We start from the raw sequence: 11,150 nt of genomic DNA, 5'->3' as shown, positions 1-11,150 counted from the left end.
AGTCAAGCGTTTATTTTCGCTTTCGTCTGCCTGACGGGCCGGCTCGTTTGCCGTTGTGCCGTGTCAGTGGAGGCGCATTATAGGGAGTTCTTTCCGCCTGACAACCCCTAATTTCAAAAAACTTTTCGTTCGCTTAATTTCCAGGCAATGCGCCGGAAAATGATACTAATCGCGGCTCAGACGGGCGATTTCCTGCGCAAAAAGGGCCACCTGAGGCCAGTCCGTGTAGACCACCTCTTTTGACGTATCGGTTTCCCCGCCTGTCATTTTCATAATCAGGCGAATCATGAAGCGGTCAAACCAGCGATAACGCGGATAACGCAGCGCGCCTGCAAAGACAGCGCAATGATCAGGCTGCCACGGCGAGTTCAACAGAAACTTGCGCGTATAGCTGTTGGTCTGCGGTGTGCGCTTCTCTGGCTTACGCGCCACAAGGTTTACCGAAAAGAACGCGCCCGGCAGCGCATTAAGCGCCTGTTGATACTGCTTCACAAACGCGTCCAGCGTCGGGTGAAAATGGCCGTAGCGAATCGACGCGCCTATCACCACCTTCTTATATTGCGTCCAGTCTGGCACTTCGGCGCGATGCAGGTTAACCACATCCACCGCCTCGCCCATTTCCTGTAGCTGGGACGCGATATAAAAAGCGATTTCGCGCGTTTGTCCGTCGCGGGTGGAAAACAGAATTAAGGTTTTCACATTTATCTCCTTATTCGCGCCAGAAAGTCGGGGTGAACAGCACCAGAAGCGTAAACACCTCCAGACGCCCGAAAAGCATATTGGCAATGAGTATCCACTTAGCGACGGGATTCATACTGGCGAAGTTATCCGCCACGACGCCAAGACCAGGCCCAAGGTTATTGAGCGTCGCCACCACAGAGGCGAATGCCGAGAAGTCGTCCACGCCGGTCGCGATAATCGCCAGCATGCTGACCAGAAACACCAGCGCATACGCCGAGAAAAATCCCCACACCGCTTCGAGGATACGTTCCGGCAACGCGCGGTTGCCAAGCTTAATACTGTAGACCGCGTTCGGGTGGACCAGTCTTTTCAGCTCGCGGTTGCCCTGTTTAAAGAGCAGCAGAATACGAATAACCTTGAGACCGCCGCCGGTTGAACCCGCGCAGCCGCCAATAAACGCCGAGCAGAGCAACAACACCGGCAGGAAGAGCGGCCACTTCGCGATGCTGTCCGTCGTAAAGCCTGCGGTCGTCGCCATCGACACCACCTGGAAAAACGCCTGGTTGAGCGTCGTTATCGCCGAATCGTAGGTATCGTGGAACCAGAGCACCAGCGTACAGATAAAGACCAGCGTCAGCTGCACGCCGATAAACATGCGAAATTCCGGGTCGCGGGAATAGACCTTCAGGCTACGCCCGCTGAGCAGCGAAAAGTGCAGGCCGTAGTTACAGCCGGAGATCAGCAAAAAGATAGCAATGATGGTGTTAATGGTCGGGCTGGCGAAATACCCCACGCTTGCGTCATGCGTGGAGAACCCGCCGATAGCGATAGTGGCAAAGCTGTGGCCAATCGCATCAAACGCGGGCATTCCGGCAAACCACAGCGCCAGCGCGCACGCCACCGTCAGCAAGACATATATCAGCCACAGCGTTTTCGCCGTTTCGGCAATACGCGGGCGCATTTTGTTGTCTTTGAGCGGCCCCGGCATTTCAGCGCGGTATAGCTGCATCCCACCGACGCCGAGAATAGGCAGAATCGCCACCGCCAGCACGATGATCCCCATCCCGCCGAACCATTGCAGCATCTGGCGATAAAAAAGAATGGCATGCGGCAGAGAATCAAGGCCCACCAGCGTCGTCGCGCCCGTGGTGGTCAGCCCAGAAAAGGATTCGAAAAAGGCGTCCGTAATGGTGAGGTTTGGCCGCTCGGAAAAGATAAACGGCAACGCACCGACGCTGCCCAGCACCGTCCAGAAGAGCACGACGATAAGAAACCCTTCGCGCGATTTCAGCTCGCGCTTCTGATGACGGTTCGGCCACCAGAGCGCCGCGCCGATAGCCAGCGCGACAAAAAAGGTTTGAGTGAAAGCGCGTCCCGCGCCGTCGCGGTATAGCAGGGCTACCAGGCCGGGAATGATCATTGTCCCGGAAAACAGGATAACCAGTAGACCAACGATTCGGGTAATGGCGCGAAAATGCATCTGCCGTTTCCTTTGGAATCAAAATGAAGGAGAGGATTATTATTCAACCGACAACAAATGCAATGCACCACGGCTAAAGTCGGCAAGCTTTGCCGAAAAAGCCGCCACCTGCGTATGCGGAAGCGCCACGCGCAACGCCACATTGGCCTGAAACGCGCTTTCCACCACCTTGCCGTTAAACTGACCGAGCAGCCCTTCCACACCCGCGAGCTGCGCGTAATCGCACAGCAAAGTATATTCCGTCAGCGTCACTTTGAGTGTCGTTTCAAGCCGCGTTAACGCCTGTTGAACGCCGCCACCATAGGCTTTGACCAGCCCGCCGGTGCCAAGCTTGATGCCGCCGAAGTAGCGCACCACCACGGCGGTAATCTCGCCGACGCCGCTGCCCATCAGCTGCGCCAGCATCGGTTTTCCGGCCGTGCCCGCCGGTTCACCGTCGTCCGAGAACCCGAGTTGCTGCGAATCATCGGGCGCGCCCGCTACCCACGCCTGACAATAATGCCGGGCATCCGGGTAATCGGCGCGCGCCTGCGCAACGAACGCTTTGGCCGCTTCCACGCCCTCGGTATGGTCGAGCAACGTAATAAAGCGGCTCTTTTTGATCTCTTCCGTAAAGATCACCGGCGAGGCCGGAACAGGCCAACTCTCCATCAGGCGAGCTTCAGATCCCGGGTCATGTTTTCCACGCCGTGCTCGTGAATCACCACGTTATCCTCAATACGGATACCGCCGAACGGCTTCAGCGCCTCGATTTTCTGCCAGTTGAAGTGCTTGCTGAACGGGCCCTCGCGCCACGGCGCCAGCAGCGACTCAATAAAGTAAATCCCCGGCTCAATCGTCAGCACCATACGCGGCTGCAATACGCGCGTGCAGCGCAGATACGGATATTTCGCCGGTGCAGCCAGATGCGTGCCGGTATCGTCCTGCATAAAGCCCGCGACATCATGCACCTGCAAGCCCAGCGGATGCCCGATACCGTGCGGCATAAACGGCCCGGTAATGTCGGCTTCCACCATTGCTTCTTCGCTGATGTCCGTGACAATCTGATGACGGCGCAGCAGCTTCGCGATGCGCTGATGGAACTGAATGTGGTAGTCGATATAACTGACGCCCGCTTTCATGGTGCCAATCAGCGCCAGCTGTTCTTCATTCACGTCTTTAATCAGGGCGGCGAAATCGCTGTCGCCGTCGGCCGCCCAGGTGCGGGTTAAATCGGCCGCATAACCGTTATATTCGGCGCCCGCGTCCAGCAGGAAGCTGCGCATCTCAGACGGCGCGCGGTGATCGAGCCGGGTGTAATGCAGCACGGCGGCGTGCTCATTAAGCGCCACGATATTGCTGTAAGGCACATCGGTATCGCGATGGCCGGTCGCGGTCAGGTACGCGAGGTTAATATCAAACTCGCTCATGCCGGACAGAAACGCCTCATGCGCGGCGCGGTGGCCATTAACTGCCGTCTTCTGCGCTTCACGCATGCAGGCCAGCTCGTAATCCGTCTTATACGCGCGGTAGAAATGCAGATAATCAATCACGCCTTTAGGGTTAATTTTATCCGCAGGGACGTCCAACTTCAGCGCGCGTTCCGGCACCGGGCCGATATAGGCTATGTTGCCACGCGCGGCAGGCAGCTGACCGCCGATGTCATCGGCTTTCGGCAGCGCGATAATGTCTATCTCTTCCGTCCAGAACGCGCTCGGCAGCGGCTCGACGTTATGCCAGTAATCCACCGGCAGATAAAACCACAGCTTCGGCTTGTTCACGCCATCCACCAGCAACCAGCAGTTTGGCACCTGCGTCACCGGCACCCACGCTTTGAACTGCGGATTCACCTTAAACGGATAGGGATGATCGTCTAAAAAGACGTTAAACAGCTCCCCGGAGTGGATAAGCAGCGCGTCCAGATTAAAGCGGGCAAGCACGTTGCGGGTACGCTCCTGGAGCGTATCCAGATGATTTTTATAGAGGGTGGTCAGCGAATCCATACTTTACCTTTAAAGTTTGAGCTCTCAACTCCGGCATCTTAGCACACCGGTTTATTCCCTGAGCGTTTTCCACCATCCGTGATCGCGTTTGCAAATATTTAAACAGTAATTTGCATTTCATTAACATCAACTCCACACTCCGCTTCATCTGGTACGACCAGATCCCCTTGCTGGATTCAGGAGACCGACATGCTCTACAAAGGCGACACCCTGTACCTTAACTGGCTGGAAGACGGCATTGCCGAACTGGTGTTCGATGCCCCCGGCTCGGTGAATAAGCTTGATACCGCGACCGTAGCAAGCCTCGGCCACGCGCTTGATGTGCTGGAAAAACAGCACGATCTCAAAGCCCTGCTGCTGCGCTCGGAAAAAGCCGCGTTTATCGCCGGCGCTGACATTACCGAATTCCTCTCGCTGTTCCAGGTGCCAGCTGAGCAATTAAGCCAGTGGCTGCACTTTGCCAACAGCGTATTTAACCGTCTTGAAGATCTACCGGTGCCGACCCTTTGCGCCATTAACGGCTACGCGTTAGGCGGCGGCTGTGAATGCGTGCTGGCGACCGATTTCCGTCTCGCCACGCCGGACGCCCGTATCGGCCTGCCGGAAACCAAACTTGGCATCATGCCAGGCTTTGGCGGCTCGGTACGCCTGCCGCGCCTGCTGGGTGCTGACAGCGCGCTGGAAATCATCGCGGCCGGTAAAGACATCACCGCCGACGCGGCGCTCAAAGTGGGCCTGGTTGATGCGGTCGTGAAACCGGAAAAACTGATCGAGGGCGCGCTGCGTATGCTGCGCCAGGCCATCGACGGCGAGCTCGACTGGCAAGCCCGCCGCCAGCCGAAGCTTGAACCGCTGCGCTTAAGTAAAATCGAAGCGACTATGAGCTTTACTATCGCCAAAGGCATGGTGATGCAGACCGCGGGCAAACACTACCCGGCACCGATGACGGCGGTGAAAACCATCGAAGCGGCCGCAGGGCTGGGCCGTGATGAAGCACTGGCGCTGGAGAATAAAAGCTTTGTGCCGCTGGCGCGCTCCAGCGAAGCACGCGCGCTGGTCGGCATCTTTTTAAACGACCAGTACGTCAAAGGCCTTGCGAAAAAACTGACCAAAGAGACCGAGACGCCGAAACATGCCGCGGTACTGGGCGCAGGCATTATGGGCGGCGGCATCGCTTACCAGTCCGCCTGGAAAGGCGTGCCGGTCATTATGAAAGACATTAATGAGAAATCACTGACGCTCGGCATCAGCGAAGCCAGCAAGCTGCTGAATAAACAGCTGGAGCGCGGCAAAATCGACGGGCTGAAGCTCGCAGGCGTTATCGCCACCATCCATCCGACGCTGGATTACGCCGGCTTTGAGCGCGCTGACGTGGTCGTCGAGGCGGTGGTCGAAAACCCAAAAGTGAAAAAAGCGGTGCTGGCGGAAACCGAAGAAAAAGTCCGCCCGGATACCGTGATTGCCTCCAATACCTCAACGATTCCTATCAGCGAGCTGGCAAGCGTGCTGAAGCGCCCGGAAAATTTCTGCGGCATGCACTTCTTTAACCCGGTGCACCGTATGCCGCTCGTTGAAGTGATCCGCGGCGAGAAAACCTCCGACGCCACAATTGCGAAAGTGGTGGCCTGGGCCAGCAAAATGGGCAAAACGCCGATTGTGGTGAATGACTGCCCTGGCTTCTTCGTTAACCGCGTGCTGTTCCCCTACTTTGCCGGTTTCAGCCAGCTGCTGCGCGACGGCGCTGATTTCCGCCAGATAGACAAAGTGATGGAGAAACAGTTCGGCTGGCCGATGGGCCCGGCGTATCTGCTGGATGTTGTCGGCATCGACACCGCGCATCACGCGCAGGCCGTGATGGCGGCGGGCTTCCCGCAGCGCATGCAAAAAGATTACCGCGATGCTATCGACGCGCTGTTTGACGCTGGTCGCTTCGGACAGAAAAACGGTAAAGGTTTCTATGCCTATCAGGAAGACAGCAAAGGCAAACCGCGCAAAGTGCCGGATGACGCGGTGGATAGCCTGCTTGCCGAAGTGAGCCAGCCGAAGCGCGCGTTCAGCGATGAAGAGATCGTGGCGCGCATGATGATTCCGATGGTCAACGAAGTGGTGCGCTGCCTGGAAGAAGGCATTATCGCAAGCCCGGCCGAGGCGGATATGGCGCTGGTCTACGGTCTCGGCTTCCCGCCGTTCCACGGCGGCGCGTTCCGCTGGCTGGATACGCAGGGCAGCGCGAAATACCTCGATATGGCACAGCACTATCAGCATCTCGGCCCGCTTTATGAAGCGCCGGCGGGGCTTCGCGATAAAGCGAGCCACAATGCGCCTTATTATCCCCAGGTTGAACCCGCCCAACCGGTGGGCGAACTGCAAACGGCTTAAGGAGTGACGAATGGAAAAGGTTGTAATTGTTGATGCTATCCGCACCCCGATGGGCCGTTCCAAAGGCGGCGCGTTCCGTCAGGTGCGGGCAGAAGATCTCTCCGCACACCTGATGCGCAGCCTGCTGTCGCGTAACCCGCAACTGGAAGCCAGCGCTATCGACGACATCTACTGGGGCTGCGTGCAGCAGACGCTGGAGCAGGGTTTTAACATCGCCCGCAACGCCGCGCTGCTGGCGGAAATTCCGCACAGCGTGCCCGCTGTGACGGTCAACCGTCTATGCGGTTCGTCAATGCAGGCGCTGCACGACGCCGCGCGGATGATCATGACCGGCGATGCCAGCGTTTGTCTGGTGGGCGGCGTGGAACACATGGGCCATGTGCCGATGAACCACGGCGTCGATTTTCATCCGGGTTTAAGCCGTAACGTCGCGAAAGCGGCGGGCATGATGGGGCTGACGGCGGAGATGCTTTCACGTATGCACGGCATCAGCCGTGAAATGCAGGACGCTTTTGCCGCTCGCTCGCATCAGCGCGCCTGGGCCGCCACACAGGCCGGGCATTTTAAACAGGAAATCATTCCGACCAGCGGCCACGACGCCGACGGCGTGCTTAAGCGCTACGACTTTGACGAAGTGATCCGCCCGGAAACCACCGCCGAAGGGCTGTCGCAGCTGAAACCGGCGTTCGACCCGGCAAACGGTACGGTCACGGCGGGCACCTCGTCAGCGCTCTCCGACGGCGCGGCGGCGATGCTGGTCATGAGCGAATCGCGCGCCCGCGAACTCGGCCTGACGCCGCGCGCGCGCATTCGCTCAATGGCGGTAGTGGGCTGCGATCCGTCGATTATGGGTTACGGTCCGGTGCCCGCCTCCAGGCTGGCGCTGAAAAAAGCCGGTCTGACCGCGAGCGATATCGATCTGTTTGAGATGAACGAAGCCTTTGCCGCGCAGATCCTGCCCTGCATTAAAGATCTGGGCCTCATGGAGCAGATCGACGAGAAGATCAACCTTAACGGCGGCGCGATAGCGCTCGGCCACCCGCTTGGCTGCTCCGGCGCACGTATCAGCACCACGCTGATTAACCTGATGGAACGCCGTGACGCCGAGCTTGGCCTTGCCACGATGTGTATCGGCCTGGGCCAGGGCATCGCGACGGTCTTTGAGCGGGTGTGAGTCAGACAACGCGCCTGGTATCAGGCGCATTGGTGAAAAGTTTAGTTGCCGTTCTTCCCGCCTGTCAGGGGCGGGTTTTTTATTTTCCACATTTGTGCCAGGCTTTTTTAACGACTCTACACTTCAGGGAAAACCATGAAGGGATGCTTTATCTTCGCGCCGCTTGCCGCTGCGCTTTTTTGCACCACTTCTGCACGGGCAGAGCTGTCAGAGGAGACGCTGGCGCAGCGCTGCCTGACCTCGCTTATCAACACATGGCAGGATCACGCGTATATGCAAAAAGTCCTGACTGAATCGCGCGTTGTACCGGAAAGCGTGGTGGTGGAACGGTATGACGAAAACGTCGGCCAACAGCATATCGCGACCCAGCTCACCGCGAAGCTCGATCATCCAGTGCGCAAAAACATTACGCTGCTTTGCCTGCTGGAAAACGATAAACCGTTATATGTCTGGTCAGGAAAGGAGATTGCCGCCAGCCCGTAAACAGGGCTGGCGTTATGCGGACACGACTCAGATAAACGCAAAGGCGTCGCCGAACAGGCGGTCTTCGCGCGCGCCGCGCTCATTGCAGAACAGGTCGCGGGCGATCTTCGCCATCTCGAAACGTCCCGCGATGTAGATATCGTGTCCGGCAAGCGTACCGAAATCCTGCATCACTGCCGTCAGTACCGTGCCGCTGCGACCGCGCCACGTCTCATCCGGCTGCTCGACCACCGGAACAATCTTCAGGTTCGGGTGGTCAACCGACAGCGCTTCCAGCTCTGACAAATCGTAAAGATGTTTCTCTTCGCGGCCGCCCCAGTAAATCGTGATATCGCGATTCGGGTTGCGCGCCAGCGCCGTCAGCAGAATCGAACGCGCGTAGGAGAAGCCCGTCCCACCGGCAATCAGGATCAGCGGACGCTCTTCGTCGTCGCGCAGCCAGGCGTCACCATGCGGAATATCGACCACGATTTCACGCTCTTTGAGAATGCGATCCATCACCGCCATCGCGTAGAGGTTAAGTTCCGACGCGCCGATATGCAGTTCGATAAAGCCCTGCTCATCCGGCGTGGAGGCCATAGAAAAAGGGCGCTTGTCCCGCTCATCCATTACCACCATCAGGTACTGACCTGCGCGAAACGAAAAGGCCGCTTCCGGCACTAAACGAACGCGATAAACGGTATCCGTGATGGCTTCTACCGAGGTCACTTTACAGCTTAAGGTTGTCATGCGTTCCCTCTGTCGGGTCAATAATGCAACTGCAACGGCGGCGCGTCAGGCGCCTTTTCCGTCATGAAAAATAGCGAGCTCATCCCAGATGGCGTCGATACGCGCCGTCACGCTGGGATCTTTCTTGATGGGGGTTCCCCACTCGCGCTGCGTTTCGCCCGGCCATTTGTTGGTCGCGTCGAGGCCCATTTTGGAGCCAAGTCCCGATACCGGCGAGGCGAAATCCAGATAATCGATCGGCGTGTTCTCCACCATCACCGTGTCGCGCGCCGGATCCATGCGCGTGGTGATCGCCCAGATCACATCGTTCCAGTCGCGCGCGTTAATGTCATCATCACAAACGATCACGAACTTGGTATACATGAACTGGCGCAGGAATGACCAGACGCCCATCATCACGCGCTTCGCGTGGCCCGCGTACTGCTTGCGCATTGTGACCACGGCAAGCCGGTACGAGCACCCTTCCGGCGGAAGATAGAAATCCACGATCTCCGGGAACTGTTTTTGCAGGATGGGCACCAGCACTTCATTGAGCGCCACGCCCAGCACCGCAGGTTCATCTGGCGGGCGGCCCGTATAGGTCGAGTGATAAATCGCGTTTTCACGCTGCGTCACATGCGTCACGGTAAAGACCGGGAAATTATCTATCTCATTATAGTAACCGGTGTGATCGCCATACGGGCCTTCCGGTGCCATTTCGCCGGGTTCAATATACCCTTCCAGCACGATTTCAGCGCTGGCCGGGATCTCAAGGTCGTTAGAAAGACACTTCACCACTTCGGTTTTGGTGCCGCGCAGCAGGCCCGCAAACGCATATTCGGAGAGCGTATCCGGCACCGGCGTCACCGCACCAAGAATCGTCGCCGGGTCAGCGCCCAGCGCGACAGCGACCGGGAAGCGTTCGCCCGGATGCGCCTGGCACCACTCCTGGAAATCGAGCGCGCCGCCGCGATGCGACAGCCAGCGCATAATGAGTTTGTTTTTGCCGATTAACTGCTGGCGATAGATACCCAGATTCTGGCGCTCTTTATGCGGGCCGCGAGTGACCGTCAGGCCCCACGTAATAAGCGGCGCGGCGTCATCCGGCCAGCACTGCATGATGGGAATGCGGTTCAGGTCGACCTCATCGCCCTGCCACACTTTCTCCTGGCAAGGCGCGTTACGCAGGCGCTTCGTCGGCATGTTCAGCACTTGCTTAAACTGCGGCAGCTTGTCGAAGAGATCGCGGAAACCGCGCGGCGGCTCCGGCTCTTTCAGGAACGCCAGCAACTTGCCGACTTCACGCAGCGCGGAGATATCCTCCTGCCCCATACCCATCGCCACGCGTTTCGGCGTGCCAAACAGGTTGCAGAGCACCGGCATGGTATGGCCTTTCGGGTTCTCAAACAGCAGCGCCGGGCCACCCGCGCGCAATGTGCGGTCGGCTATTTCCGTCATCTCCAGGTAAGGATCGACAGGCAATGTAATGCGCTTGAGTTCGCCTTGCTGCTCCAGCAGCGCCAGAAAATCGCGTAGGTCGTGGTATTTCATGCAGTTATTCGTGGCTTTAAAATAAGCTTTTTATTATACGGTGTTCGCCGCAGGCATGCCGTAATTTTGTTAAATTAACGTGAATCACCACCACAGGCTATAGCACTGCGCGGTATAATGCCCTTAGCGATCCTGAGGTGGTTTTGTTATGCTGGCGCGTCCGGCCATGTAAGAAGAGTCATTATGCAATCCTGGTATTTACTGTACTGTAAACGCGGGCAGCTTCAGCGCGCTAAAGAGCACCTTGAACGACAGTCGGTGAACTGCCTTACGCCAATGATTACGCTTGAAAAAATGGTACGAGGCAGACGCACCTCCGTCAGCGAGCCGCTGTTTCCGAACTACCTTTTCGTTCGCTTTGACCCGGAAGATATTCATACCACGACGATAAGCTCCACCCGCGGCGTCAGCCATTTCGTTCGTTTTGGTTCGCACCCGGCCGTGGTGCCGCAGACGGTCATCGAGCAGTTGCTCGACTGGCACCCGGAAAACGTGACTGATCCGGATACGCCGCATACCGGCGATCTGGTGGTGATTACCGAAGGCGCGTTTGAAGGGTTGCAGGCAATTTTTACCGAGCCCGATGGCGAAGCCCGTTCTATGTTGCTGCTGAATTTGCTGAACAAGCAGGTGCTGCAAAGCGTGAAGAACACCGAATTTCGTAAAGTCTGAGGCACAACGCAGACAGCAAAACGGCGGCTCAGTGCCGCCG

General features: G+C 57.7%; 10 protein-coding genes. 4 read left to right on the top strand and 6 right to left on the bottom strand.

Features of this window, described 5'->3' with window-relative positions:
• Positions 1 to 165 precede the first annotated feature (165 nt).
• From hemG to pepQ, 4 genes are read right to left on the bottom strand one after another with little or no spacing between them, the layout of a single operon-like run.
• Positions 166 to 699, bottom strand: a complete 534-nt coding sequence (gene hemG / locus G9X48_RS00820; protein WP_097641362.1) for a menaquinone-dependent protoporphyrinogen IX dehydrogenase — start codon at positions 697 to 699, stop codon at positions 166 to 168.
• A 10-nt stretch (positions 700 to 709) separates the two neighbouring features.
• Positions 710 to 2,161 (bottom strand): Trk system potassium transporter TrkH, encoded by a 1,452-nt coding sequence (gene trkH, locus G9X48_RS00815; protein WP_012126021.1) that lies wholly within the window; start codon positions 2,159 to 2,161, stop codon positions 710 to 712.
• A 39-nt stretch (positions 2,162 to 2,200) separates the two neighbouring features.
• Positions 2,201 to 2,812 carry an IMPACT family protein gene (locus G9X48_RS00810; RefSeq protein WP_097641361.1) on the bottom strand — a complete coding sequence of 204 codons (612 nt, stop codon included), beginning with the start codon at positions 2,810 to 2,812 and terminating at the stop codon, positions 2,201 to 2,203.
• A complete protein-coding gene (pepQ, locus tag G9X48_RS00805; protein WP_014729798.1) occupies positions 2,812 to 4,143 on the bottom strand; it encodes a Xaa-Pro dipeptidase in 1,332 nt (443 codons plus the stop codon). The genes G9X48_RS00810 and pepQ overlap by 1 nt, the downstream gene beginning before the upstream one ends.
• A gap of 189 nt (positions 4,144 to 4,332) precedes the next feature.
• On the opposite strand from pepQ, the gene fadB reads away from it, so the two are divergent.
• The 3 genes from fadB (at position 4,333) to G9X48_RS00790 (ending at position 8,179) form a co-directional block, all read left to right on the top strand.
• Positions 4,333 to 6,522: a fatty acid oxidation complex subunit alpha FadB gene (gene fadB / locus G9X48_RS00800; RefSeq protein ID WP_097641360.1), complete on the top strand. Its 2,190-nt coding sequence runs from the start codon at positions 4,333 to 4,335 to the stop codon at positions 6,520 to 6,522.
• Positions 6,523 to 6,532: 10 nt separating this feature from the next.
• Positions 6,533 to 7,696, top strand: coding sequence for an acetyl-CoA C-acyltransferase FadA (gene fadA, locus G9X48_RS00795; protein WP_054625291.1), 1,164 nt, complete (start codon positions 6,533 to 6,535; stop codon positions 7,694 to 7,696).
• A 135-nt stretch (positions 7,697 to 7,831) separates the two neighbouring features.
• A complete protein-coding gene (locus G9X48_RS00790) occupies positions 7,832 to 8,179 on the top strand; it encodes a hypothetical protein (RefSeq protein ID WP_004385506.1) in 348 nt (115 codons plus the stop codon).
• Between the two features lie 27 nt (positions 8,180 to 8,206).
• Here the strand turns inward: G9X48_RS00790 and fre are convergent, their stop codons facing one another.
• Together fre and ubiD are read right to left on the bottom strand one after the other, a co-directional pair.
• Positions 8,207 to 8,908: an NAD(P)H-flavin reductase gene (fre, locus tag G9X48_RS00785; protein ID WP_004385507.1), complete on the bottom strand. Its 702-nt coding sequence runs from the start codon at positions 8,906 to 8,908 to the stop codon at positions 8,207 to 8,209.
• A gap of 45 nt (positions 8,909 to 8,953) precedes the next feature.
• The gene (ubiD, locus tag G9X48_RS00780) at positions 8,954 to 10,438 is read right to left on the bottom strand and encodes a 4-hydroxy-3-polyprenylbenzoate decarboxylase (protein ID WP_014729800.1); all 1,485 of its coding nucleotides are present in this window, start codon (positions 10,436 to 10,438) and stop codon (positions 8,954 to 8,956) included.
• A gap of 183 nt (positions 10,439 to 10,621) precedes the next feature.
• On the opposite strand from ubiD, the gene rfaH reads away from it, so the two are divergent.
• The gene (gene rfaH / locus G9X48_RS00775; RefSeq protein WP_004385510.1) at positions 10,622 to 11,110 is read left to right on the top strand and encodes a transcription/translation regulatory transformer protein RfaH; all 489 of its coding nucleotides are present in this window, start codon (positions 10,622 to 10,624) and stop codon (positions 11,108 to 11,110) included.
• The last annotated feature ends 40 nt before the right edge of the window (positions 11,111 to 11,150 follow it).

Origin of the sequence: Cronobacter sp. HA18006 (assembly GCF_011605445.1) — a bacterium.
GTDB lineage: Bacteria > Pseudomonadota > Gammaproteobacteria > Enterobacterales > Enterobacteriaceae > Cronobacter > Cronobacter sakazakii.
This window is presented reverse-complemented; position numbering and strand designations above follow the sequence as displayed.

Coding starts and splice junctions, on each gene's coding strand:
- trkH (WP_012126021.1), bottom strand. CDS start 2,161: ATGCATTTTCGCGCCATTACCCGAATCGTTGGTCTACTGGTTATCCTG.
- G9X48_RS00810 (WP_097641361.1), bottom strand. CDS start 2,812: ATGGAGAGTTGGCCTGTTCCGGCCTCGCCGGTGATCTTTACGGAAGAG.
- pepQ (WP_014729798.1), bottom strand. CDS start 4,143: ATGGATTCGCTGACCACCCTCTATAAAAATCATCTGGATACGCTCCAG.
- fadB (WP_097641360.1), top strand. CDS start 4,333: ATGCTCTACAAAGGCGACACCCTGTACCTTAACTGGCTGGAAGACGGC.
- fadA (WP_054625291.1), top strand. CDS start 6,533: ATGGAAAAGGTTGTAATTGTTGATGCTATCCGCACCCCGATGGGCCGT.
- G9X48_RS00790 (WP_004385506.1), top strand. CDS start 7,832: ATGAAGGGATGCTTTATCTTCGCGCCGCTTGCCGCTGCGCTTTTTTGC.
- fre (WP_004385507.1), bottom strand. CDS start 8,908: ATGACAACCTTAAGCTGTAAAGTGACCTCGGTAGAAGCCATCACGGAT.
- ubiD (WP_014729800.1), bottom strand. CDS start 10,438: ATGAAATACCACGACCTACGCGATTTTCTGGCGCTGCTGGAGCAGCAA.
- rfaH (WP_004385510.1), top strand. CDS start 10,622: ATGCAATCCTGGTATTTACTGTACTGTAAACGCGGGCAGCTTCAGCGC.